25 protein-coding genes and 1 tRNA gene are annotated in these 23,862 nt (G+C 64.0%); 12 read left to right on the plus strand and 14 right to left on the minus strand.

Features of this window, described 5'->3' with window-relative positions; genetic code table 11:
* Nucleotides 1-2: 2 nt before the first annotated feature.
* The 4 genes from CH293_RS12690 to CH293_RS12705 form a co-directional block, all read right to left on the minus strand.
* The gene (locus CH293_RS12690; protein ID WP_094720421.1) at nucleotides 3-665 is read right to left on the minus strand and encodes a DUF998 domain-containing protein; all 663 of its coding nucleotides are present in this window, start codon (nucleotides 663-665) and stop codon (nucleotides 3-5) included.
* Nucleotides 666-737: 72 nt separating this feature from the next.
* Complete coding sequence (locus tag CH293_RS12695; protein ID WP_255122836.1) at nucleotides 738-1,175, minus strand: very short patch repair endonuclease; 438 nt, start codon at nucleotides 1,173-1,175, stop codon at nucleotides 738-740.
* Between the two features lie 37 nt (nucleotides 1,176-1,212).
* Entirely contained in the window at nucleotides 1,213-2,040 is an 828-nt protein-coding gene (locus tag CH293_RS12700; RefSeq protein ID WP_037108090.1) for a hypothetical protein, read from the minus strand.
* Nucleotides 2,037-3,200, minus strand: a complete 1,164-nt coding sequence (locus tag CH293_RS12705; protein WP_176460002.1) for a DNA cytosine methyltransferase — start codon at nucleotides 3,198-3,200, stop codon at nucleotides 2,037-2,039. Before CH293_RS12705 ends, CH293_RS12700 begins: the two co-directional genes overlap by 4 nt.
* A 226-nt stretch (nucleotides 3,201-3,426) precedes the next feature.
* On the opposite strand from CH293_RS12705, the gene CH293_RS12710 reads away from it, so the two are divergent.
* Nucleotides 3,427-5,217: an ABC transporter ATP-binding protein gene (locus CH293_RS12710; protein ID WP_037108738.1), complete on the plus strand. Its 1,791-nt coding sequence runs from the start codon at nucleotides 3,427-3,429 to the stop codon at nucleotides 5,215-5,217.
* Nucleotides 5,210-7,054, plus strand: a complete 1,845-nt coding sequence (locus CH293_RS12715; RefSeq protein ID WP_037108092.1) for an ABC transporter ATP-binding protein — start codon at nucleotides 5,210-5,212, stop codon at nucleotides 7,052-7,054. The genes CH293_RS12710 and CH293_RS12715 overlap by 8 nt, the downstream gene beginning before the upstream one ends.
* Before the next feature lie 6 nt (nucleotides 7,055-7,060).
* On the opposite strand, the gene CH293_RS12720 is transcribed toward CH293_RS12715, so the two are convergent.
* Entirely contained in the window at nucleotides 7,061-7,384 is a 324-nt protein-coding gene (locus CH293_RS12720) for a hypothetical protein (protein WP_037108741.1), read from the minus strand.
* 177 nt (nucleotides 7,385-7,561) lie between these two features.
* On the opposite strand from CH293_RS12720, the gene CH293_RS12725 reads away from it, so the two are divergent.
* Nucleotides 7,562-8,077: a putative glycolipid-binding domain-containing protein gene (locus tag CH293_RS12725; RefSeq protein WP_241483716.1), complete on the plus strand. Its 516-nt coding sequence runs from the start codon at nucleotides 7,562-7,564 to the stop codon at nucleotides 8,075-8,077.
* Here CH293_RS12725 and CH293_RS12730 read toward each other — a convergent pair.
* Nucleotides 8,050-9,018 carry a prephenate dehydrogenase gene (locus tag CH293_RS12730; RefSeq protein WP_094720424.1) on the minus strand — a complete coding sequence of 323 codons (969 nt, stop codon included), beginning with the start codon at nucleotides 9,016-9,018 and terminating at the stop codon, nucleotides 8,050-8,052. The genes CH293_RS12725 and CH293_RS12730 overlap by 28 nt on opposite strands.
* Nucleotides 9,019-9,072: 54 nt before the next feature.
* Between CH293_RS12730 and CH293_RS12735 the strand changes: the two genes are divergently transcribed.
* From CH293_RS12735 to CH293_RS12755, 5 genes are all read left to right on the plus strand, one after another.
* Nucleotides 9,073-9,636 carry a tRNA adenosine deaminase-associated protein gene (locus CH293_RS12735; RefSeq protein ID WP_037108100.1) on the plus strand — a complete coding sequence of 188 codons (564 nt, stop codon included), beginning with the start codon at nucleotides 9,073-9,075 and terminating at the stop codon, nucleotides 9,634-9,636.
* Nucleotides 9,633-10,085, plus strand: coding sequence for a nucleoside deaminase (locus CH293_RS12740; RefSeq protein WP_094720425.1), 453 nt, complete (start codon nucleotides 9,633-9,635; stop codon nucleotides 10,083-10,085). Before CH293_RS12735 ends, CH293_RS12740 begins: the two co-directional genes overlap by 4 nt.
* A 92-nt stretch (nucleotides 10,086-10,177) precedes the next feature.
* Nucleotides 10,178-10,375, plus strand: coding sequence for a CsbD family protein (locus CH293_RS12745; protein WP_033190058.1), 198 nt, complete (start codon nucleotides 10,178-10,180; stop codon nucleotides 10,373-10,375).
* A 58-nt stretch (nucleotides 10,376-10,433) separates the two neighbouring features.
* Nucleotides 10,434-10,524: transfer RNA gene (locus CH293_RS12750), tRNA-Ser, on the plus strand.
* 101 nt (nucleotides 10,525-10,625) lie between these two features.
* Complete coding sequence (locus CH293_RS12755) at nucleotides 10,626-11,342, plus strand: siderophore-interacting protein (RefSeq protein WP_094720426.1); 717 nt, start codon at nucleotides 10,626-10,628, stop codon at nucleotides 11,340-11,342.
* Nucleotides 11,343-11,368: 26 nt separating this feature from the next.
* Here the strand turns inward: CH293_RS12755 and CH293_RS12760 are convergent, their stop codons facing one another.
* Nucleotides 11,369-13,108, minus strand: coding sequence for an ABC transporter ATP-binding protein (locus CH293_RS12760; RefSeq protein ID WP_094720427.1), 1,740 nt, complete (start codon nucleotides 13,106-13,108; stop codon nucleotides 11,369-11,371).
* Complete coding sequence (locus CH293_RS12765; RefSeq protein ID WP_255122837.1) at nucleotides 13,105-14,940, minus strand: ABC transporter ATP-binding protein; 1,836 nt, start codon at nucleotides 14,938-14,940, stop codon at nucleotides 13,105-13,107. Before CH293_RS12765 ends, CH293_RS12760 begins: the two co-directional genes overlap by 4 nt.
* 218 nt (nucleotides 14,941-15,158) lie before the next feature.
* Between CH293_RS12765 and CH293_RS12770 the strand changes: the two genes are divergently transcribed.
* Together CH293_RS12770 and CH293_RS12775 are read left to right on the plus strand one after the other, a co-directional pair.
* Entirely contained in the window at nucleotides 15,159-15,734 is a 576-nt protein-coding gene (locus CH293_RS12770) for a TetR/AcrR family transcriptional regulator (RefSeq protein WP_094720429.1), read from the plus strand.
* A gap of 18 nt (nucleotides 15,735-15,752) precedes the next feature.
* On the plus strand, nucleotides 15,753-16,241 hold the full coding sequence (locus CH293_RS12775) for an FBP domain-containing protein (protein ID WP_037108152.1): 489 nt from the start codon (nucleotides 15,753-15,755) through the stop codon (nucleotides 16,239-16,241).
* Between the two features lie 72 nt (nucleotides 16,242-16,313).
* Here CH293_RS12775 and CH293_RS27900 read toward each other — a convergent pair whose 3' ends face one another.
* From CH293_RS27900 to CH293_RS12790, 3 genes are read right to left on the minus strand one after another with little or no spacing between them, the layout of a single operon-like run.
* Entirely contained in the window at nucleotides 16,314-16,772 is a 459-nt protein-coding gene (locus tag CH293_RS27900; protein ID WP_141217176.1) for a hypothetical protein, read from the minus strand.
* Nucleotides 16,773-16,792: 20 nt separating this feature from the next.
* A complete protein-coding gene (locus tag CH293_RS12785) occupies nucleotides 16,793-17,698 on the minus strand; it encodes a S9 family peptidase (protein WP_094720431.1) in 906 nt (301 codons plus the stop codon).
* Nucleotides 17,695-18,705, minus strand: a complete 1,011-nt coding sequence (locus tag CH293_RS12790; protein WP_094720432.1) for a PHP domain-containing protein — start codon at nucleotides 18,703-18,705, stop codon at nucleotides 17,695-17,697. The genes CH293_RS12785 and CH293_RS12790 overlap by 4 nt, the downstream gene beginning before the upstream one ends.
* 119 nt (nucleotides 18,706-18,824) lie before the next feature.
* Here CH293_RS12790 and CH293_RS12795 point away from each other — a divergent pair, with 119 nt between their 5' ends.
* Nucleotides 18,825-19,511 (plus strand): YceI family protein, encoded by a 687-nt coding sequence (locus CH293_RS12795; protein ID WP_094720433.1) that lies wholly within the window; start codon nucleotides 18,825-18,827, stop codon nucleotides 19,509-19,511.
* On the opposite strand, the gene CH293_RS12800 is transcribed toward CH293_RS12795, so the two are convergent.
* Entirely contained in the window at nucleotides 19,492-20,400 is a 909-nt protein-coding gene (locus CH293_RS12800; RefSeq protein ID WP_037108758.1) for a sterol desaturase family protein, read from the minus strand. The two genes, CH293_RS12795 and CH293_RS12800, sit on opposite strands and share 20 nt — an antisense overlap.
* Before the next feature lie 272 nt (nucleotides 20,401-20,672).
* Between CH293_RS12800 and CH293_RS12805 the strand changes: the two genes are divergently transcribed.
* A complete protein-coding gene (locus CH293_RS12805; protein ID WP_176459992.1) occupies nucleotides 20,673-21,743 on the plus strand; it encodes a LuxR C-terminal-related transcriptional regulator in 1,071 nt (356 codons plus the stop codon).
* 9 nt (nucleotides 21,744-21,752) lie between these two features.
* On the opposite strand, the gene CH293_RS12810 is transcribed toward CH293_RS12805, so the two are convergent.
* Together CH293_RS12810 and CH293_RS12815 are read right to left on the minus strand one after the other, a co-directional pair.
* Nucleotides 21,753-22,622, minus strand: coding sequence for an alpha/beta fold hydrolase (locus CH293_RS12810; RefSeq protein WP_094720435.1), 870 nt, complete (start codon nucleotides 22,620-22,622; stop codon nucleotides 21,753-21,755).
* Entirely contained in the window at nucleotides 22,619-23,854 is a 1,236-nt protein-coding gene (locus CH293_RS12815) for an NAD(P)/FAD-dependent oxidoreductase (protein ID WP_094720436.1), read from the minus strand. Before CH293_RS12815 ends, CH293_RS12810 begins: the two co-directional genes overlap by 4 nt.
* Between the last annotated feature and the right edge of the window lie 8 nt (nucleotides 23,855-23,862).

Here is a 23,862-nt window from a genome sequence, read left to right on the forward strand (position 1 = left end):
TTCTAGGTTTCGACGCCCCGGAGCTTCGCGCGGAGTGCGAAACCGAGCGCAACCAGGTAGAGCGACATACCGGTTACCTGCAGCCGCTGGGCGATACCGAGGCCGTACGAGCCCGGAAGATTGTCGGCGATCATCAACCACGCTGTCGCGAGCGACGTCACGATCAGCAAGACGAGTCCAACCGTGCGCAGCAGCGGAAGAGTGCGGTACCGGAACGCTGCAACAGTGAACGCAACCATGGCAGTGAACACCGCGAACACTGCAACGGTGCTCGTCAACGCGTGGATGTGATGCAACTGAGGAAACAATCCACTCGGTTCCACCGGGCAGGACGGATCGTTCTCCGCAACACACTCGATCGGCAACTGTGAATCGGCAATCGTCGCTGCACCGAAAACGACCAGCGCACTCCACCCGACATTCGTCAACCGACGACGCGGCAACGTCAACCCCGCCGCACCCGCCACGATCAGCAGAACCCCGGTAACCAGATCCGCCGTGCTGAAGAAATGTCGATACGGCTGATCAGCCGCATCGAGTTCACTGAGAAACGAATGCGCAGGGTCCAAGCCCGTATCGAGAAAGAACTCCGCCACCCACGCCGAATACAACACCCCCGCCAGCACCAGTAACACCGTCAGCGCAGCGATCCTTCGTCGTTCCACTCGATCGACAGTAGTTCCAGGCTCACCCGTTGTGGTGGGTGCACCTTTTCCCGGAGCGAACGTCGCGTTCGGTCAGTCAGACTGACCGAACGCGACGTTCGCTCCCGAAGAGGGCGAGGATTCGAGGGCGTGCAGGACGAGTGCTGCGGCGTCGCTGACGGGTTCGTGCTCCCAGATTCGGACGACGGTCCACCCTTCGGTCTGAAGGCGGTCGTCGGTGTCGCGGTCACGGGCGACGTTGGCGGCGAGTTTGTCCGCCCACCATTGGGCGTTGTTGCGTGGTTTCGTCGCGTGCACAGGGCAGCTGTGCCAGAAGCAGCCATCGACGTAGACGGCGACCTTTCGGCGAGGAAAAACGATGTCGGCCCGACGCCTCATACCCTTCAGCGGGGCACGGTCGACGAAATATCGCAGGCCGAGCCGGTGCAACTCCCTGCGCAGCGCTACCTCAGGCTTGGTGTCGCGTCGCCGCTGCTTGCTCAGCCGCGCACTGGTAGCGGCATCGGTCACCGGTCTCCCCACGACTCCAAACTAGCTCGCCGGTCCCCTAGCCGTCTTCGCTGTCCTCGGGCTCGGACCAGGTGGGCGCGAATTTGTTGCGGCGCTCGACTTCGCCGTGGACGACGGAGACGAAGTCGTCGAAGGACAAGGTCTGAGTGTCCGACGGCCTGCCGTTGCGAGGAGGGGATTCGTCGACGTCGAAGAACCGGACTTCACCGTCCGGGTCGTAGAGGCCGATGAAGACTTTTTCGAACAGGTCGTACCGAGTGTCCTCGGCACCGAGGTCGACCCACATCTTGCCGGTGCCGCCGACGACAGCGCGTTTGCCGCGACCCGACCGCTTGGACAGCGTCGTGACGTGGTGCGCGAAGGAGGACTTGCCGATGTCGCTGGCCTTGGAGGCGTCACCGTCGTCGCAGGTGGCGAAGGGCTCGAACATCACTGCGATCAGCACGCTGTACGGCTGACGCTGGTGTAGGACCATGGCCTCACCGCGCAGCTCGTGATCGTTGCGGACGATGTTCTTGGTCCAGCGGCCGAACTTGCCGGTCCGCGGGCTGAAGTCCCGGAAGCTGTAGGTCTTGATGGAGACGCACAGAATCAGTCCCAGCGTGGGGTCGAGTGCTTTCACATCCAGCCTTTTGCGGCCTTTCGCGACGTCGACCTGCGCTTCCTGACCGACGCCCATCGCGTCGGGAGTAATGTTGGGATAGTGCGGGCGCAGGGCGTCGGCGACGGTTTGTGCCAGGTGGTTCGAGAGCCGCTGCGCGTAGTTCTTCTTGTCACTGCGATCGGCGTCCGGTGCGGGCTTGTCGCCGGCGAGGGCGAGCGGCCGGGCCAGTGCCGGTGGATCGGGAAACAGATGCTCGCTCATGCGGCCGGGACTGCACGAGACGCCGGGCTGGGGTGCCCGCCCATACGGTCGAGGTGGGACTCGACATCGTCGAGAAATCCCGGTTGGAACCGAAGATTGCCCATGCGAGCGCGCTTGAGGAATCCGGCCGTCGCCCGAGCCGAGAGCAGCTGGGAATCGTCGAGAAAGTCACTGAGGTTCTCGTAGGGCTCGTGCACCGGCCACGTCGAGCGGTGCACGCGGTACGCCGAGCCCTTCGCCCCCCACGCAGCGGCAGGCCAGGCTTGACCGGGGAGGATCTGAACGTCGTCGGAGTCGTCGTGGACCTGCGGGCGCTCGATCTGCGCGGCGACCCACGACGCCATCCGGACACTCACCGCGTTGCCGACGAGCTTCCATCGATGCCCGGCCCTGACGCCCGGCAGACCGAGTGCCGGTGCAGTCCAGTCCGGGTCGAACCCCTGCAGTCGCTCCGCGCCGACGATCCCCGGCGTGACGATCTCGCCCGACGGCAACCGAACAGCCGGGGGACTGGCGATACCGAGGGACGAGCCGCCCTTGAGTGTCGGAACAGCGTTGACTGCCCAGCCGAGCCCGCGGGTGCCCTCGGTCCAGTAGAAACCGCACGGCTGCTCCGACGGGTCACCGTCGGGAAGGGGACCTTCGTCCTGCGCGAACAGGATTTCGCGTGGGTCCTCGGTACGGGACGCGAGCATGAGGACGCGCTGACGGCGTTGCGGGAGACCGAACGACCTGGCGTCGACGACACGGTAGGCCCACATGTAGCCGAGATCCGACAGAGCGTCGGTGATGTGACGCATCGCGGCACCGCGGCCGAGTTGCAGCATGAACGGAACGTTCTCGATCAACAACCACCGAGGCCCGTTGCGGCGCTTGACCAAGCGGAAGACCTCGTCGACGAGCCCGGAGCGTTCCCCGGTGATGCCCGCCGTACGACCCGCCTGCGACAGGTCCTGGCACGGAAACCCGGCTGCGACGAGCTCGGTACCCGACGGCAGCGCTCGGAGCTTGGTGACGTCGCGGTGAAGCGGCACGTCGGGAAAGTGAGCACCGAGAACTGCGCCGGCGCCGGGGTCGATTTCGCACAGCAATTCCGTCGACCAGCCCTGCTCCGAGAGCCCCAACTCGAGCCCGCCGATCCCGGCGAACAGCCCGACCATCGATCGCGAACCCACGCGCACCCTTCTCTCCCGTAACCGAAACTCGTGGAGAACGTTACTCGAGAAGTACGACAGGTTTTCGCAGGCGCACGGTAGCAGGGCCGAGTGGCGCTTGACCTGAACGTTGGTTCAGGTTCGACGATGGAATTCGGCAGTTGAAAAATCGGTTGGTCGAAGTGCTGTCGCGATGAAACCATTCATGCGAGGCCGAGTCAGGAGAGCAAACGTGTCGACGGGTGTACTGGAAACGCAGGAGACGACGGCTGCAGTGCCGAACCTTCAGCAGGACGCACCCAGTTCGCTGGCGAGGTTTCTACCGTTTCTGGCCCCGTACAAGTGGTATTTCATCGGGTCGATCGCTGCGTCCATCGTCGCCACGCTGACGGGTTTGGTGATTCCGCTGGTGTTGCAGGGGGTCATCGACGGCCCCATCGCCGACGGCGACTTCGCCGGTGTGTGGTGGCCGGCGGCGTTGGTCCTGCTGCTGGGCACGATCGATGCGGTCGGTATATGGATTCGGCGCTACTTGGTGTCCGCGCCGTCGAGCCAGTTCGAGATATCGGCCAGAGCAACGGTTTTCGACAAGCTGCAGAGATTGTCGGTGTCCGCTCACGAGGGCTGGGAATCGGGTCAGCTGCTCTCTCGGGCTATTGCCGACCTGTCCTCGCTGCGACGCTTCGTGGCGTTCGTCGGGCCGTTCATCATCATCAACAGCGTCACGTTGGTGGTCGGCCTCGGAGTCCTGTTCGTTCAGTCCTGGCAGCTCGGTCTGATCATGTTGATCACGTCCGTGCCGTTGGTCGTGATCTGTACCAGGTTCGAGACGCTGTACCGGGTAGTTGCCCGTGATGCGCAGGACCAGGCAGGTGATGTGACCACCACAGTCGAGGAATCCATTCAGGGCATCCGGGTGCTGAAGGCGTTCGGCCGCAGCGCCCACCTCGGGCGTCGCTTCCTGCGAGAGGCCGCGACGCTGCGTGGGACGGAGATGAAAAAGGTTCGCTACCTTGCCATTCTGTGGTCCTTGATAGTCGGGATCCCGCCGCTCGGGATCGGCGCGATGTTGGCGTTCGGCGCGTATTCGATCGTCCAAGGGACGATGACGGCGGGCATGCTCGTCGCAGCCATGGCCATCGTCGCGTTCCTGCTCTGGCCGATCGAGGCATTCGGATTCCTGCTGGCCGAGCTGAACAACGCTCGAACGGCGGCGGACCGGTACTGGGAGATCATGGACACGGCGGAGACCATCACCGAACCCGTCGACCCAGTTGCTCTCCCGCAGGACGCACGCGGAGTCCTCGAATTCCGGGGCGTCGGATTCACGTTCCCGGACGCGGAATCGTCGCTGCTCACCGACGTCGATTTCCGGATCGACCCGGGTGAGACGGTCGCTCTCGTCGGCGTCACCGGTAGCGGCAAGACCGCGCTGACCAATCTGGTTCCCCGGTTGTTCGACGTCACCTCGGGTTCCATCACCGTCGACGGAATCGACATCAGAACCTTGTCGCTCGCGGATCTTCGGGCCGTGGTGTCGGTTGCGTTCGAGGACCCGGTGCTGTTCTCGGCGAGCGTCCGCGAGAACGTTGCGTTGGGTCGACCCGATGCGACGGACTCCGACGTCGACGAGGCTCTCGGCGTCGCGCACGCGCGGGAATTCGTCGAGGCATTGCCGTGGGGGCTCGACACCCGGATCGGCGAGCAGGGAATGAGCCTGTCCGGCGGGCAGCGTCAGCGACTCGCGCTGGCGAGAGCGGTACTCGGCAAGCCGCGGATCCTGGTGCTCGACGACCCGCTGTCCGCGCTGGACGTGGGCACCGAGGCACTCGTGCAACAGGATCTACGACGCGTACTGACGCACTCGACGACTCTGCTCGTCGCGCACAGGCCGTCTACTGCCGCACTCGCAGACCGAGTGCTCTACCTGGAGAACGGAACAATCGTGGAGCAGGGTACGCACGAGCGCCTGTTGGCGACGTCGGCGCGGTACCGCCACGTAATGGGGTCTCTCGATGACTGACGAGAACGAGAACGATCAGAGCCCGCGCGACGACACCGTCAGTTGGCGCGGAGTCGCCAACGAGGAATCCGACATCGACCGCACCGGCAATTCGATTCTCGCCGGCCGATCGAGGCGGTTACTGGCGTCGCTCGTGAGGCCGTACCGGAAGCAGGCGTTGCTGGCGCTCGCGATCATCGTCGTCGACAACATCGCGTTCGTGGCCGGTCCGTTGTTCATCGCGTACGCGTTGGACAACGGAGTGTCGGCTGCGATCGAGGGCAGGTGGGCGCCGCTGGCGTGGACTGTGTTCGGGTACATCGCATTCGGCATCCTCGGAACAGTCACCACGTACACGTTCCTGATGGTGTCCGGGCGGCTGAGCCAGGCGATTCTGTTCGACCTCCGCCGCCGTGTGTTCGATCATGCTCAACGGTTGAGCTTGTCCTTCCACGAGCGGTACACGTCGGGCAAGCTCATCTCACGGCTGACGAGCGACGTCGAGTCGCTGCAGACGCTGCTCGAAAGTGCCCTGAACGACGCCTTGTCCGCGGTGCTGTCCATCGTCAGTATCGCGATCATCCTGGTGTACCTCGATGTTCCGCTTGCATTGGTGGTGCTCGCGGGCTTCGTGCCGCTGGTGCTGATCACCCGCTGGTCGCAGCGTAGGCAACGCACCGGTTACCGGCGCACGCGAGTGGCGATCGCGAAGGTCGTCGTCCACTTCGTCGAGTCGATGGGCGGTATTCGCGCGGTCCAGGTTTTCCGGCGCGAGAGAAGAAACAGCACGATTCTGAAGACCGAGGACACCGAATATCGCGACGCGACGACGGTTGCTCTGCGGGGCATGGCCACCTACACCGGCGCCGTCCGATGGATCGGAAACGTCACTCTCGCGATCATCCTCGTGTTCGGCAGCTACCGAGTGATCAACGGGCACTTGGACATCGGAGTGCTCGCCGCGTACGTGCTGTATCTGCGTCGGTTCTACGGTCCGCTCGACGAACTCGCCATGGTCTTCAACGCCTACCAGTCGGCCGCTGCGGCGCTGGAGAAGATCTCGGGTGTGCTGGAAGAAGAGCCGTCGGTGGAAGCGCCGACGGCTCCGGTGGAATTGGATACTGCGCGAGGCGACATCGACTTCGACGCGGTCCACTTCGCGTACACCAGGGACCGCGTCGTGCTACCGGAATTCTCGCTGCACATCCCGGCCGGGCAGGTCGTGGCGATGGTCGGTGCCACCGGCGCCGGAAAGTCCACCCTCGCCAAGCTGCTCGCGCGGTTCTACGACCCGACGCAGGGAACAGTGCGTCTCGACGGTGTCGACCTCCGAGAACTGGGTGACGAGAACATGCGTCGACACATCGTGATGGTCACGCAGGAGTCGTTCCTGTTCTCCGGATCGGTCGCGGACAACATCCGCCTCGGCAAACCGTCGGCGACGGATCTAGAGGTGGCGGCCGCCGCAGACGCTGTTGGACTCACCGAGTTCATTTCGACGCTGCCGGACGGGATCGACACCGATGTCCGCAAACGCGGCGGACGGCTTTCCTCCGGCCAACGTCAACTCGTCGCGTTCGCGCGGGTGTTCCTGGCGGCGCCCGCGGTGATCGTGCTCGACGAGGCCACCTCCAGCCTCGACATCCCCAGCGAGCGGCTGGTCCAGCGCGCGCTGGAGACGATTCTGCAGGGCCGCACGGCGCTGATCATCGCGCACCGGCTTTCCACCGTCGCCATTGCCGACAGGGTGTTGGTGATGGAGAGCGGCCGGATCGTCGAGGACGGTTCGCCCTCGGATCTCATCGAGGAGAAGGGGCGATTCGCCGACCTGCACGAGCTCGCGGCGGCGTCGTCCTGAGCGTCGTCACCACGGTGCGATGGGCGGCTTGACCCACATGATCTTCTCGTCGGCATGCTTCGGGGAGGCCGCCGGGTGGTCCGGGTTCGACGACGCCCATTCGTTCTTGCGGTCGAGGAGTTCGGCGGTCATCGTCCACGTCTCGAGCGTGCTCGGGGGAGTGATGTCCGCAGCTCTCGCGAGCTTGCGTCGAGCGGCGTCGGTCATCGCGAGCAGTTCGCTGCCGTCGATGTCACGTTCCCAGACGTAGCGCGCCAACGCCGTTGCCTTGTCCTGTCGAGATTTCGCGGCCTGTTCGGAGTGCGCGAAGTCGAAGCCACCTCCAGTCATGTCGATCACAATAATGTGCCTCGAGAACGAAAAATCACCACAGCTTGTTCCGATGGCCCCCCTGTCGCTTAACGTAGTCGGGTGACCACTCCAACTTCGGGTGCAGAAGCCGCCCCTTCCGTGACCACTTCGACCTGGCCGGCAATTCTGACCTGGCGAGCACACGACGTACCCCGCATGGAGTCGGTCCGCGTCCAGCTGAACGGAAACCGAATCAAGGCGTCGGGCCGCATCATCGGCGGCGCCTGCGACGAACATCCCGCGTTCAGTGCGTCGTACGACCTGGTGACCGACGAGAACGGCATCACCCGCAGGCTATCCCTGCGCACCGCGGTCGCCGGCGGCGAGAAGCAAGCATCGGTGAGCCGCGACAACGAGGGCTACTGGATGATCGAGGGGTCCCACGCGTCGCAGCGTTCCACCTACAACGGTGCGCTCGACGTCGACGTGGTCCTGAGCCCGTTCTTCAACACCCTGCCGATCCGCAGGCTCGGTCTGCACACCGATTCCTCGGACGTCGTCGTTCCGGTCGTGTACGTCAATCTTCTGGACCTGAGCATCCAGGAAGCAGGCTTGACCTACAGCAGCGGCGCCGACGGCATTCACGTGCTCTCGCCGGTGTCCACCTCGTCGGTGACGGTGGACGCCGATGGCTTCGTTCTCGACTACCCGGGGCTCGCCGAGCGGATCTGACGCACGACGCCGCCTCGGCGGCCGGCGGACCGGAATTTCTCGATCCAGTCGTTGTCGCCCGGCTCGACGCCGGTGATGTCGAAACGTTCGTGCTGCTCGTACTGTCCTCGCGCGGCATGGCCGGCGGTGACCAATGTGCGGGTCGACCCTTCGTCGACAAGTTCGCTGCGCGCCGCAGTCAGCAGGTCCAGAGCGGCATCGAGCGCGTCGGTGAGGGCGACGGCGTTGCCTTCGCACATGGCCCGAACCAGATCGGGCGCCGACGACGCCACGCGCGTCCCGTCTCGGAACGAGCCGGCGGCCAGCCCCAGCGCGAGAGGGTTCGCGGCGCCGACCTGGGCCAGTGCCTCGGCCAGTAGGTGAGGCAGGTGCGAGATGCGTGCGACGGCGCGATCGTGTTCGGCGCTCTCGACCGGGATCACGACGGATCCGCAGTCCACGGCCAACGACGCGACCTGACGCCACACCTCGGGATCGGCCCCGTCGTCGACGCCGACGACCCACACCGCGTCCTGGAAGAGGTCGGGATCGGCCGCGGACCAGCCGGACCGATTCGTTCCTGCCATCGGGTGTCCGCCCACGTAACGCGCCGACAACCCGTGCCGCGCGACGGCCGCCGCGACCTCGGCCTTGACGCTGACGACATCGGTGATCGGATTGTTCGGGGCGTGCTCGGCGACGGCAGCCAGAATGCCGTCGACGGCGGGCATCGGAACACCGACGACGATCAATGCCCCGGTCTCCGCCGCCCGGGTGAGTGCAGCCGTCAAGTCGGTGCCGGTGTCGAACCCGGCCTCGGCCGAGCCGGCGATGGCGTCGGCGGAACGGTTGTATCCCCATGCGGTTCGTCCGGCGCGAACAGCAGCCTGCAGAACCGATCCGCCGATCAGCCCGAGCCCGAGCACACAGACATCAGTGTTGGTCACGGCACCTAGTTTCACAGGTGGACACGGTGGACTTCATTTCGAGGCGGTAAGGCGACTACCGTTGCGCGCATGGCTGCACAGCGCGGGAGTAACAACTCCGCCAAGGCGAAGAAGTTCGACGGTCCGAGCAAGGAGACCTTCGACGACCTCGAAGGGTTCGGCGTTGCCGTCGTCCGCGAGGACGGCAAGTGGCGCGTGACCCCGTTGACCACGGCTGCGTTGTCCTCCCTGTCGACAGCAGAGACCGAACTGCGCGAGATGCGTAGCTCCGGGGCGGTCTTCGGGCTCCTCGACGTCGACGACGAATGCTTCGTGGTGCTACGGCCCGCGCCGTCGGGTACCCGACTTCTTCTGTCCGACGCCAGTCTTGCAGGCGAGTACGACATCGCCGCCGACGTTCTCGACGAACTCAACGTAGAGATTCCCGATTTCGACCCGGACGAACTCGACGACATCGAACCGTGGCCCGAGGGAGACATGGGCCTGTTGGCTGATCTGGGCCTGCCGGAGGCGGTCATGGGCATCATCGTCGCCGAGACCGACCTCTACCCGGACGAGCAGCTCGGCTCCATCGCAGGCCGTCTTGGATTCGCCGACGAGCTGTCCGCCGTGCTGGACAAGCTGCCTCGGTGACCGACGAGGACCTCGTTCGCGCGGCGTTGACCGCTGCGCAGGGAGCGTCCGATCTCGACGTCCCCGTCGGTGCCGTCGTGTACGACGCCGACGGGCGAGAACTGGCCCGTGCGGCCAACGCCCGTGAAGCGACCGGGGATCCAACGGCCCACGCTGAAGTTCTCGCGCTCCGCGCCGCGGCGTCACGCCACGGCGACGGGTGGCGACTCGAAGGCTGCACGCTGGCCGTCACCCTCGAACCATGCACGATGTGTGCGGGCGCTCTGATACTCGCACGGGTCTCACGCGTCGTGTTCGGTGCCTGGGAACCGAAGACGGGCGCCGTCGGGTCGTTGTGGGACGTCGTGCGGGATCAGCGGCTGGCCCACCGCCCCGAAGTCCGCGGCGGCATTCTGGAGAACGAATGTGGCGACGTCCTACGCCGATTCTTCGACGCCAGACGCTTATGAAACTCTCATGTTTGCTGCCTCTACCTGTGGGTAAGCCGTGGTCGGGGAACGCGGAACACGCGTTCTGAATTACGCATCCTCAGGAGGCAAAAATGGGACTCGACGACAAGATCGGTAACAAGGCCGAGGATCTGGGCGGCAAGGCCAAGGAAGCCACCGGCGCAGCCACCGGCAACGAAGAGCTCCGCCAGGAAGGCAAGGGCGACCAGCTCTCGTCTGCAGTCAAGGACGGCGCCGAGAAGGTCAAGGACGCAGCCTCCAACATCAAGGACAAGCTCACCGGACACTGATCCTGCCGCTTGACCAGGCGATTTAGCCTCAGGCCGCTACTGCGGTATTGTTCTTCGCGGTGGCGTGTCCGAGCGGCCTAAGGAGCACGCCTCGAAAGCGTGTGACGGGTAACCCCCGTCCGAGGGTTCAAATCCCTCCGCCACCGCCAAAACTCCCCATCTGCATCACGTAGGTGGGGAGTTTTTTGTGTCACTGTCTCGCGTCGATCTACACAACAAACCACTCGGTTGATTAGGGTACCCTGCCCTCATGAGCAGAGGCGTTGAAGGCATCATCATGAAGGCGTACAAGACGGACGACTACAAGTTGACCGTCACGTCCAGGGAACACGTCACCGACAAGTACGTTCGCGTCGGCTTCGACGGTGGCGGATTGCTGAAGAACCACCCGGTCCACCCGACGCAATGGGTCCGCCTGTGGATCGACGACGGCACCGGCAAGGAACGCCAGCGTGGGTACACGCTGACGCAGCAGGACCCCGCAACGGACACATTCGTCATCGAATTCGCCGTCCATTACGGCCCCGCGTCGAAGTGGGCCGAAACCGCCGAAGCCGGTGACGTCCTCGAAGCCACCCTGATGCGCGGAAACAACGGTTCCAGCTTCGAGATCCCCGAGCCTGCGCCGTCCGAGTTCTTTCTGTTCGGCGACACCGCATCGCTCCCGGCGATCAACACCATCCTCGACACCCTCGGCGACACTCCGGCGAAGGTATGGCTCGAATGGCAGTACGAATCCGACCCGACCCTCCCCGTCCACGCAGGACCCAACACCGAAGTGACCTGGCTCCAGCGCGTCGACGACGGTCGTCTTCTGTGCGAGCAAGCAGAAGCTCTCACACCAGCATCAGACGCATTCGCCTGGATCGCGTGCGACGGCCGAACCACGCGCTCGATCGTCAAGACCTTCAAAACCGTCCACGGCTTCGCGAAGGATCGCATCAAGTCACAGGCGTACTGGAAGTAGTGCCGGCCCTCCGTTCCGGGGTCACGTCAAGCGATGGAGGGAGTGCGCTCCAACCTCCAGCCGCTGGACCGCGAGCGCTCGTGCCAGAAGCCGGCGTATCGGCCGTCGAGGGCGAGGAGTTCGTCGTGTGTTCCACGTTCGACGATGCGCCCGTCGTGCAGGAACAGAATTTGGTCCGCGTGCGCGATGGTGGCGAGTCGGTGTGCGACGACGATGACGGTCTTGTCCCGAGTCAGCTCATGGATGCCCCGGACGACGACGGCTTCGTTGTGCGGGTCGAGGGCACTGGTTGCTTCGTCGAGAAGGACGATCGGTGCGTCCTTGAGCAACGCCCGGGCGATCGATACACGTTGACGCTCGCCGCCGGACAGGGTGGTTCCGCCTTCGCCGACTTCGCTGTCGTATCCGTCGGGGAGTCGTTCGACGATGTCGTCCACGCAGGCGATCGCGCCGGCTCGACGGATGTCGTCGTCGGAAGCGTCGGGTCTCCCGATCCTGATGTTCTCGGCAATGGACCGCTCGAACAGGTAGACGTTCTGGAACACCAGTGACAACTGCCCGAACAACGTTTCCGACGGTTGTGCACGCACGTCGTGTCCGCCGACCGTGATGCTGCCTTCGTCGACGTCGGCGTATCGAGCAGCAAGCCGAAGCAGTGTGGTCTTGCCCGATCCGCTGGGGCCGACGATTGCCGTCGTCGTACCGGCCTCGACGGAGAACGACACGTCGGAGACGACGGGGGTCTCACCGTAGCCGAAGGTGACACCGGTGAATTCCACGGCGGGCGCGTCGGGCTGGACCGACGAATTCGTTTCGGGCAGAGCAGGTTCGACGAGCAACTCCGTCGCGCGGGCGATCGACGTCGACGCTGACCGCAACGCGGTTCCGATCTGTGCCGCCTGATTGAGTGGTTCGATGAAACGCGCACTCACCGCGATCAGCGCGATGGCTGCGGCGGTGGAGATCGCACCGCCCGTCACTTGGCCGACGACTACATAGGTGAGAGCCAGGAATGCGGCCTGCACGAGAAGGCCGAACATGATCACGCCGGTGACGGCCGATGCTACGTTACGAGTTGCCGCGGACTTCTGTGCTTCCAAGGCCGCGCCCAGCGCGCGGTTACCGTCGCCGACAGCGCCGAACGCACGCAGAACGGGTTGAGCCTGAGCGAATTCCACGACGCGTGTGTCCGCCTCGGTGGCAGCTGCATGTGTTCGCTCGTCCGCGCGGACGTACGCTGCGTTCCCGAGTCGGTTGACGGCGAGGAGAATCGGTGCGGCGACGAGCATGGACAGAGCAATTCTCCAGTCCACGAACAGCATTCCCACGCCAACTCCGACGGGAACGAGGATGCTGGTGATCAGCTTGGCCGTGAGGTATGCGACGGCGTGCTGGATGTCGAGGACGTTGTCGATGACGATGCGGGACACCGATGCAGCGTTGTGGGTCTCGAACCACGCGAGTGGGAGAGCATTGAGCCGATCACCCAAGCGAGTCTGCAGTCCCGACTGCATTCCGATGGCGATTCGCAGACCGAGCGTTGCTTGCAGGACCGTGAGCCCGCCCATCAGAGCGACGGCAACGGCCATGACTGCCGCCCAGCGCCATGCGCGGCCGGTGTCGCCGTCGAACAATGCCTCGAGCAGCGGCACGAGCAAGCAATACGCCGCGGCCTGCGACAGTGCCTGCGCGACCGTGACGGCGATCAGTCGGGGGTTGAGATGCGCGTACTCGTCGGGTACGAGACGGAAGACTGCAGCGATCATCGGTTCTCCTCCACGTGTACGGCGGCGCCCAACGCAGCTTCGTTGACATCCCAGAGCCTCTGGTAGAGCCCACCGCCGTGGACCAGATCGTCGTGCGTGCCGCGCTCGACGATCGCTCCCTTCTCCAACACCAGGATCTGGTCGACGCCGGTAACGGTGTGCAGGCGGTGTGCTATCACCAACACGGTTCTTCCGGAGACCAGCACCGCAAGAGCGTCCTGCACCGAGGCCTCGGACTCCGGATCGGCGAACGCGGTCGCCTCGTCCAGAACCAGGATCGGTGTGTCGGCGAGTAAGGTGCGGGCAATCGATAGTCGCTGGGCTTCACCGCCGGACAGGGAGGCGTCGATGCCTATTTCCGAGTCGTAACCGCGCGGGAGTGCAGCGATGCGCTCATGGATCCGAGCTGCGCGAGTTGCGACCTCCAGCGCCGCTTGGTCGGCGTCGGGACGTGCGAGGAGCAGATTGTCACGAATACTTCCGGCGATGAGACGGACGTCCTGGAACACGAACCCCACTGTGCGGTAGAGCTCCTCCGGTCCGATGGCGCGGATGTCCCTGCCGCCGATCGTGATTCGTCCGGACTCCACGTCGTAGAACCGAGGCAACAGGGCCGCGAGGGTCGACTTCCCCGATCCCGACGGGCCCACCAGAGCGGTGATGGTTCCCGGCGAGAGCTCGAACGATACGTCGTGGAGAACGGCACGGTCCTGTCGGTAGCCGAAGCTCACGGACTCGAACTCGACCGTCCCGTCGACGATGCCGGGCGCATCGGTGGTAGCGACGGCCAGTTCGGACTCCTCCTGCAGAGCGTGCAGTCGCTGCGCGGCAACGGCGCCGTCCCTCAGGGCCTGACCACTGTAGCCGAGTCCCATTGCAGCGCTGCCTATTCCGAGGCCGACGAGGAGGAACGGCAGGACGTCGATGGCGTCGAACCACCCCTGGGACACCCCGATCAACCCGCCTACGACCGTCAACAGCATCACGAAGACCGGAGAGATGACGACGTCCGCAGTCGCCTGCAATGGGATCATCGGTGTCTTGAACTTGCCGAGGGCGTCGGCCTGACCGTCGACGGAGTCCTGGAACGACCTGTGTGCTTTCCCTGCCTGGCCGAATGCGCGGACCACCTGGATGCCGTCGACGTATTCGATTGTTGCGGAACGCAGCCGACGATTCCACCGATTGAACACCGCGAGACGGTCGCGACTGGACTGATCCATCATGCGGCTCAACAGAATTGCGTAGACCAGCAGCGGGAGGATCAGCAACAATGCCAGTCTCCACTCGACAGTGAAGAGGTACACCAGCGTGACCAGAGGTATCACCACGGCCCCGACGAACTCCAGCCGCGCATGCGCGACGAGGTAGTGGAGTGCGTCGACGTCGTCCTGTAGATAGCCCTTGATCTCCGCGGAATTGTGAGACGCGAACCAGCCGAGTGGAACCCTGGTGAGTTTCAGCGCCAACGCTCTACGCAACGAGAGTTGAAACCCCGCATCCGTGAGGTGGGACAGAGTCATCGCTACCGCTTGCAGAAGTATCTGCGCACCCAGTGCCCCGAACGCGACGAACAGCAGCACCCAGATCCGCCCGGTATCGGTGGATTCGTCCAGCAGCTCACGGCACATCTCGACGATCACCATGAACGGGGCGACGGCGCACACTGCGGCAACTGCCGCGATGACACTGGCCACCGTCAGGGTGCGACCGACCGGCGCGAGGATTGCGCGTCGGGCATGCGCTTGGTCTTTCTTGTTCTGTCGAGCAACCGTCCGCGGAAGGCTGTTGCCTGCATCGTCCGCGGTCAGCGGTTCGGATTGCACCGTCATGCGCACTCGCAATCTTCTGTTCTTCACGGGCACCAGCCCACCGGTCGGATTAGATCCTTACACATTCTCGGTAGGCAAGGCTAACCTCGAAAACCGAAAGGTCTGTTACGAGCGGTCGTTGTGCGCCGGGGTAAATGGTTTGCAGCAAAGCTCGCCTGCGTCTACTATTTCCTAGTGTTATTAGGCAAAAGCCGGTTCCGGCTAGGGAGGAGGTAACGATGGCACGCGCAGGCCTCAATGCTGCTCGCCTCACCGCGGCGGCCGCGGACATGGCGGACGAGATCGGGTTCGAGAACGTCACTGTTCTTGCCCTGGCCAAATCGTTCGGCGTGAAAGACGCCAGCCTCTACTCGCACATCAAGAATTTGCGAGATCTCCGGCAACGGGTGGCTGTCGCCTCGCTGTCCGAACTGGCCGATTGGGTATCCGACGCCGTGGCGGGGCGGGCGGGCAGAGATGCGCTCGTCGCGTTCGCCAACGCGTACCGCGATTTCGCCCGCCAACATCCAGGGAGATACGACTCGACTCGATACGAGCTCGATGCGGACGTGGCGCTCGCGAGTGACGCACGCAAACACTCGCATATGTCGCGGGCGATCCTACGCGCGTACAACTTGCCCGAACCCGACGAAACCGATGCAGTCCGCTTGCTGGGCAGTACATTTCATGGCTTCATCGAGATCGAGAGCTCGGGGGGATTCGGCTACGGCATCCCCCCGCGAGAATCCGAACAGACGTGGCAGCGAGTACTCGACGTACTCCACCACGCACTCGAAAACTGGCCGAAGGCCTGACGTTCCGGGAGAACACACATGCAGTCCATCACCGAGAAAGAGATCAGACAGTCGTTCGTGAACTGTTCCAAGGGCGACGCCAAACGACTGAACCTGCCATCCACCCTGACCGACACCGACTGGGAACAGTTGGATTTCCTCGGTTGGTCCGACCCGTCGTACGCAGGTCGAAGCTACATCGTCCTACCCAAGGGCGACGAGCTGGTCGGCGTCGCGCTCAAACACGAATCCGGCGGATCCGACCGCGCGCAGATGTGCACCATCTGCACGACGACGCACTCACGCGGCGACGTATCGCTCATGACCGCCAAGAAGACCGGCGAATCAGGGCGGCGCGGAAACACCGTCGGCACCTACATGTGCACGGACCTACTGTGCTCTCTGTACGCACGAGGCAAGAAGACCCCGGCGCTGGGCAACCGGTACCGCGAGAACCTCAGCACCGAGGAGCGCGTCGTACGGGTTCAGGAGAACATCGAAGCATTCATCGCCAGGCTGTACACCTGACAGCTGTACACCTGACAGCTGTACACCTGACAGCTGTACACCTGACAGCTGCTTCACTCCCGCCGCCTCGGTCTAGCAGCTGCCGAGGCCGGCTGCGTCCAAACCGCGGAGCATCTGCTGCTGGTCCTCGGGAGGGACCGTCGACCAGCTCGGATTGGCCTGCAGCTGTGCGGAAATCCCCTGGACGGTCACGTCCCGCGGAGCTCCGGTGACAGCGAGGGCATCGATCGCGGCAAGGAACTGTTGGCAGGTCTCGACGTACAGTTGCTCTCCGGTGGGCCGGTTCGACCCGTCACCCTGGTCGATGGGCAATTGCACGGGTGCCGGTGGGGGAGCGTCCGCCGGTGTGGTCTCGGGTACGACGGATTCGGCCGGAGCGGCAGGCGGCGACTCCGCAGTCGTGGAAGGGGCGGGCGTCGCCGTCGTCGTCGACGTGGAGGGTGTGCTGGGCGCGGCCGAAGGCTGATCGTCCGAGCTGCATCCGGCAAGTGCTAGCACCACTACTGCGCCCGCGACAATGGTCCGCTTCATGGCCAAGTGTGTACCAGACGTCACTCGACATCAGCCGCGTGGGAGGCAATGGCGTCGACCGTCGTGCGCCACGCGACCGAGCCGCTGTTCGTGAAATCTCCGTGCCCAGCCCCCGGCAGAACGATGACGTCGACAGTATCGCCCGCGGCGCGTGCGGCGTCGGCATAAGCCTTGCTCTGGTTCACGGACACGGTCTTGTCGGCGTCACCGTGGATTGCCGTCACCGGTGTGCCGATGGGCAGATGCGCGATCGGCGAGGCAACACGATAACGGTCGGGAACTTGATCGGGCATACCCCCGAGGAACGCGGGGACGAGTTTGTCGCCTCCGATGTTGGCTGCGCGTGCCATGTCGAAGACGCCGGCCATGATCGTCGCGCTGCGCGGCATGATCTTCGGCTGCGCACCGGGAGCCGACGCGTCCAGTGTGTGGCGTCCAGCCAACCACGCGGCGAGTTGGCCACCGGCCGAGTGGCCGGCCACATGAACTCGGTCCAGGTCCAACCGGCCGCCTGCTGCTTCCTGGACGGTGTTGGCCAGTGCTTCCATCGCATTGTCGACGTCGGCGAGTGTATCGCGGTAATTGCCGGTGCCACGGCGGTATTCGATGTTCCATACTGCAATTCCGCGGTCGGCGACGGCCTCGGAGATCGGTCCGAAATACGACTTGTCGTACCTCTGTTGCCACCCGCCACCGTGCACCATCACGACAACGGGCAGGGAGTCCGAGCCGTTGTCCGGCAGATACAGATCACCCACGTTGTCCTCGTCGGCGCCGTAGAGAAGCCTGATCGGTGGATCCGCCAGGGCAGGGATCAGTGCGGGCGACGGCGTCGGAATCGGGGGCGGTGTGTGCACTGTCGCCCCGCTGCAGCCGGCGGTCAACGCCACCGTCACGAGGAAGGCAGCGACACGTTTGTTTCTCACCGGCTCTCACCGGTCCACGCGAGAAGGTCCTCGGCCGACCAGGTGTTGACGACGCGTTCAGCCGGGACGCCCCGGGCCTCGGCGCGTAACGCCCCGTAACCCTGCCAATCGAGCTGACCGGGCGCATGTGCGTCGGTGTCGATCGAGAACAGACAGCCCCGCTCCAACGCGATGTCGATGAGGCGCTCCGGCGGGTCCTGACGCTCGGGCCTGGCGTTGATCTCCACGGCGGTGCCGAACTGCTTGCATCCTTCGAACACCACCTCGGCGTCGAACTTCGATTCCGGCCTCGTGCCCCGGCCTCCCTCGACGAGCCTGCCGGTGCAATGTCCCAAGACGTCGACGTGGGGGTTGGCGATTGCGTTGACCATGCGGCGGGTCATGGACTCGGAGTCGGCCCGCAGGTTCGAATGCACGCTGGCGACAACGATATCCAGTTCGGCGAGCAAGCCCTCGTCCTGATCCAGGCTGCCGTCGTCGAGGATGTCCACCTCGATACCGGTGAGAATTCGGAACGGCGCGAGTTCCTCGTTGAGTTCGGCAACGACGGCGAGTTGCTTCCTCAGCCGATCCGCCGACAATCCGTTGGCCACCTTGAGTCGGGGGGAATGATCGGTGAGCGCGCAGTACTCGTGACCGAGCCGAGCGGCAGTACGCATCATCTCCTCGATGCCGCTGCCGCCGTCGGACCAGTTGGAATGGGTGTGCAGATCCCCTTTGAGGGCGGACCGGAGATCGTTGTCGCCGATCGGCTCGGCCTCGGCGCGCTTCTCGGCAAGAAAGTCCGGTACATCGCCGGCCAGTGCCTGACGGATGATGAGTGACGTCTTGGCTCCGATGCCCGGCAACGCGGACCACGAATCGGTCTTCTGGCGCTCGGATCGTGCAGTCTCGCTCAATGATTCGACCACGTCGGCAGCACGACGGTACGCCTTGACGCGGTGGGTATCCGCGCGCGAGCGCTCGAGCCAGTAGGCGATCTCGCGCAGAGCTTCGATCGGGTCCATGTCCCTATTGTCCAGCAGCGGGGTGACGACCCGACACGGCGGTATCGGACAAACTTCTCAGCAAGTTGCCAGGCGTACGAGCCCCCATCGAGTTGAAGGTGCAACTAGCATTGCGAGGCATGACAAAGAAATGGTGGATAGCCGGCGCACTCGTCGTCGTGATCGCGCTCGGTGCGTACTTCGGTCCCAAGATCTATGCGTCGTTCCAAGAGGACGATGCGCCCGCCGCGACGGTCTCGACCGAGGGAGCGCAAGCCGCCTCCACCGACGACCTGGACGGAACATGGACCATCGTCCCAGGCGACGCGTCGAACACGACGGCAGCGGGATACACCGTCGACGAGGTGCTCAACGGCTCCGACGTCACAGTGGTCGGCTCGACTCCAGACGTCAGCGGCGATGTCACGATCGCTGACACCACGCTCACCGACGGTGAGGTGACGGTCCAGACCGGGTCGATCACCACGGACAGTGACCGTCGCGACAACCAGTTCCGCGGCAACATCTTCGACACCGCGACCTACCCGACGGCGACGTTCACGTTCGATTCACCCGTCGATCTGTCGTCTCTCCCCAAGGACGGTACGACGGCCACCGTTACCGCGGAAGGGACGTTGACACTGAAGGATCAGTCCCGCCCGGTTTCGGTCGACATGGAGGTTCTGCAGTCCGGTGACACCCTCATCGCGTCGGGAAGCATCCCGACGACGTGGGCGGACTTCGGTATCGAGCCTCCGTCGCTCGGATTCGTGACCGTCGAGGGCTCGGGATCGGTCGACTTCCTGATCAACCTGAACTCGAACTAGTCTCTTTCGCCTCAGCCCTGCTCGGCGTCCACCCCGGCGGGCCGAGGACGAAACCGAATCGTTCACGCCACGACCGCGATGCCGCTACATCCCGTGCGATGGAGCGGTATTCGTGTGTCTGAAGGGTCCAGATGTTGAATGTGTCGACCTTCTTCGTCAGGCCGTAATGCGGCCGCGCCACCTCGTCGGCGTAGCTGCCGAACAGCCTGTCCCACACGATGAAGATGCCGCCGTAGTTCTTGTCGAGATACTGCGGATCGTTCCCGTGATGCACCCGATGATGCGACGGCGTGTTGAACACGAACTCGATCACGCGAGGCAGCTTGTCGATCCGTTCCGTGTGAACCCAGAACTGATACACCAGGTTGATCGAGAAGCCTACGAACACCATCCACGGCGGAATCCCCAACAACGGCAACGGAAGCCACATGACGATCTCGCCACTGTTGTTCCACTTCTGTCGGAGAGCAGTGCTGAAGTTGAAATACTCACTGGAATGGTGCGCCTGATGCGTCGCCCAGATGATCCGCGTGCGGTGCGCAGTGCGGTGATACGCGTAGAAGAGGACATCGACGCCCACGATGAGAATCACCCACGTGTACCAGGCGTCGGCCGGTAGATGCCACGGCGCGACGTACACGTACAGCGCCGTGTAACCGAACAGAGCCAAGGTCTTCCACACCGTCGTCGTCGCAATCGACACGACGCCCATCCCGAGGCTCGCCCGCGCATCGGCTCCCTTGTAGCTGCCCCTGTCGCCGTCCTCGAGCTTGATCGCGGCACACCACTCGATCACCAGAAGCAGAGCAAACGCCGGAATCGCCAACGCCACCGGATCGCGTAGCGGCTCGGGCAGCGCATTCCATGCAGACGTCACCCACTCGACCATCGTCTTGGCTCCTTTGCGTGACACTTGTAGATTAAGTGTAACGCTTCGACGTGTCGTGGACCACACCCTGCCGGCCCTTTTCCGGACCGAACGTGGCATTTGGTCACTTGGAGTGACCGAACGGTTCATTCGGTCCGAGTGACGCAGACCGCTGGACTTCAGGGAGCGAGGTGATGAGGCGCGGCCTATCATCATCCATACCGCGATTGGGCCCAACGGCGTGTGCCCTAGCGTCAGCGCTGTCTCTGCGCAGGAACGAAAGCAGCCCCGAGATGATGTCCAGCCCGCACAATCGATTTCGAAATCTCGCCGACCTCGGCCCCGCACTGGTTGCTGCGGACGATCTCGAGCAATTAGGAGATGCATACCTCACTTCGGTGGAGAGCGTATTCGACTTCCCGATGAGAGCGCTGTATCTCTTCGACGATGGTGGCACGTCGCCTGCGTGGCATGCGTCTCGCAATGTGAGCGAGCGGTTCATGCGGACCTACGAACAGCTCGGGCGCCCGGTCGACCACGAACTACAGCAGGTGATGTCCAGTTCCGCCCCGGTCTACAACTTATCCGAGCAGTCGATCGACCAATGGGTGCAGACCGAGATCTATCAACGAGTGGATCGGCTCGAGAACATGGTGCACGTCCTGAAGGCGCCGATCGTTGTCGACGGCAAAATCATCGGGACCATCGACTTCGCTTCGGATCGGGTTGCCACCGAGGTGACCGATGTGGACATGCAGTTGATGGCCGTTGCGGCGGGAGTGGTGGGTGGCGCCGTCGCGGGATTGCGGAAGCGTAAGTATCTCGAGGATCGGTTGGCATCCGCAGCGTTCGCGATCGAGGCGGGTTCGTCGGCGCTGGTGTTCTTCAGTGCCGAGTCCAACGAACCGGTGCTCAATCCTGCAGCAACGAGGGTTGTGGGTGGACTGCAGGAAGGTCAGAACATCCTTTTCCGAATCCTGCGCGATATCGGGATATCGGGAGACGTCAGTCATCGTTCGTATCTTGTCCGCTTGCTCAACGGCGAGAAGGACGTGTTGGAGAGCACGATCAGGGCGGTGCCTGACAGGCCCGGGGCTTACATGCTCGAGATTGCGCTCGAGTCCGCCGAGTCGCGGACCCGGGGAAACCAATTACAGTCGTTGACCATCAGAGAGTACGACGTCGCCGGTCTGGTCGCGGCGGGCTTTTCGGACAAGGATATCGCCGACGAGTTGGTGCTCAGCCTCCACACGGTTCGACAGCACGTGAAGAACATATACACCAAGCTCGGCATCAGCACACGAGTCCACCTTGCTCGTCTGTACCACGGCATGGCTTCTCGGGCTGTGCCCGAGAAACCATGACGAGATGCTTCAGTTCTGTGCGAGAAGCGACTGGATCGCTTCGACGAAAGCGTCCGGCCGCTCGTATGCAGGCCAATGGCCGCATCGCGCCAACAGGCGGACGTCCGCGTGCTCGATATACGAGCCGATGGCAAGTGCTTGTTCGAACGGGACCATCCGATCGTGACGGCCGTGAACGACGGTGACCGGCATATCGAGCCGACTGAGCGCAGCCATGTTGCTGTGCGGCACGCTGACCGAATTACGTTCGGCCGCCCAGTGATCGGTGAGGGTCAGCCTCACAGTTTGTAGTGCGTCGACCAGTTCATCGGTCACGAGCGCGTTGTCGAACCACAACGCGCGCAGCATTCGTCGGAGCTTGTCCTCGTCCTCGGGATCGGCGTCGGCTTCCTGGTACAACCGCATCACTTCGGACGGAAACGGTGTCAAGAGGTACGGGTCGCCGCCCGTCGATGCGTGGCAGGCACCGATCAGCATTCTCGATACGCGATCGGGCTGCGCCAGAGCGATGTCGATCGCCGTGGTTGCGCCCATCGAACACCCGACGAACGGTGCTTCCTCGATACCCAGGTGATCGAGGACAGCCAGCACTGCCCGTGCGCTCACGTCGTGTACCGGTTCCTTGTATTCGACCGGCCCGGTGAGACCGTAGTTCGGGAGGTCGACGGCTATGCACCGAAAGCGGTCCTCGAGTAGCGGAAAGACTTTGTCGTACACGAGAGCGGCAGTGGCGCCGGGGCGGGGACCCCATGCCTGGACGAAGACGAGCGGGGTGCCCCGTCCGCGGTCCTGGAATCCGATCTCCATCTCGTCGGTGGCGAGACTGTGTTGAAAACGGTTGTCGAGCAGAGCCATTGGGAACGCTGGCGCTGTTGTCATGCCACCGGCTCCTTCCCGAGGCGTCGTAGATCGGTTGTACTGTCGGCAAGGGCCTCTCGATCGACGCGGCTGCCGCGCTCCATGATGAGCATCGCGGCGCGGATGTCCCGCTGTGCATCCACACCGACCGCGCCGACGAGTCGATCGCCGTCGACATAGAAGGTCGATACGGCACCGCTTGCATGGCGTCGTTCCACGATGTCGGCCGTTTCGTCCACCCGGCCGGCGATCTGCACGTTGATTCCGAAGTGATCGGACCAGCACCACGGCACGTCGCAGTACGCGGTCGACGAACCCATCATCGCCCGAGCCGCAAACCTTCCCTGATTCTGGGCATTCATCCAGGTCCCGTGTCTGGTCCGTCCGCCCATGTACGGGTCGACGAAGTTGGCCACGTCCCCGGCCGCGAAGACACCGGGTACCGCAGACTCCAATCGCTCGTCGACCGGGAGACCACGGCCCGATCCGAACTGGGCGCGATCGAGGTAGCCGAGGGAGGGGTGCTGTCCTATTGCGACGAGTACGACGTCGGTGGGAACGGTAACTCCGGAGTCGAGCGTCACCCCGGTCACCGCGTCGATCCCGTCGATCGACGCCACCGTCGACGCCGACATCACGGTCAGCGCCGAACTCGCGTATCGCTCGGACAGTTCGGATGCGGTATGGCCACCTACCGTGCCGGTCAACGGAACTCGCGCCCGATCGATCCAAGTCACGTCGTTCCCGAGGGTGCACGCCGCCGAGGCGACTTCGGCCGCCAGGAAGCCGCCTCCGACGACCGTGACACGGAGACGCCCGCGTCGTAGACGGTCACCGAGCGCCTCGCAATCGTCGACGGTCCGTAGCGTGTGAACCCCGGCGAGTGTCATGCCGGGCACGTTCAACTTCTTCGCCACGCCGCCGGTCGCGAGGAGCACCTTGTCCGCGCGGATCCGCAGTCCGCTCGACAGGACGACCGCGCCCTCGGAAGTGTCGACGGAACCGACGCGGTCGTTCATGACGAGATGGACGGCCATGTCCATCCAGTCCTCCCACGCACGGAGATCGGCGACCTCGACAGGTTTGGTGCCGACGAGACATTCCTTCGACAGCGGTGGGCGCTCGTAGGGAAGGCGGCCTTCGTCCCCGATGAGGAATATCCGGTCCTCGAAACCGTCGCTGCGGAGAGTTTCAGCGGCGCGTGCACCCGCCATGCCGGCGCCGACGATCACAAATGACTTGGTGTTGGGCATAGCTCATT

Source organism: Rhodococcus sp. 14-2470-1b, assembly GCF_002259415.1.
Lineage (GTDB): Bacteria > Actinomycetota > Actinomycetes > Mycobacteriales > Mycobacteriaceae > Rhodococcoides.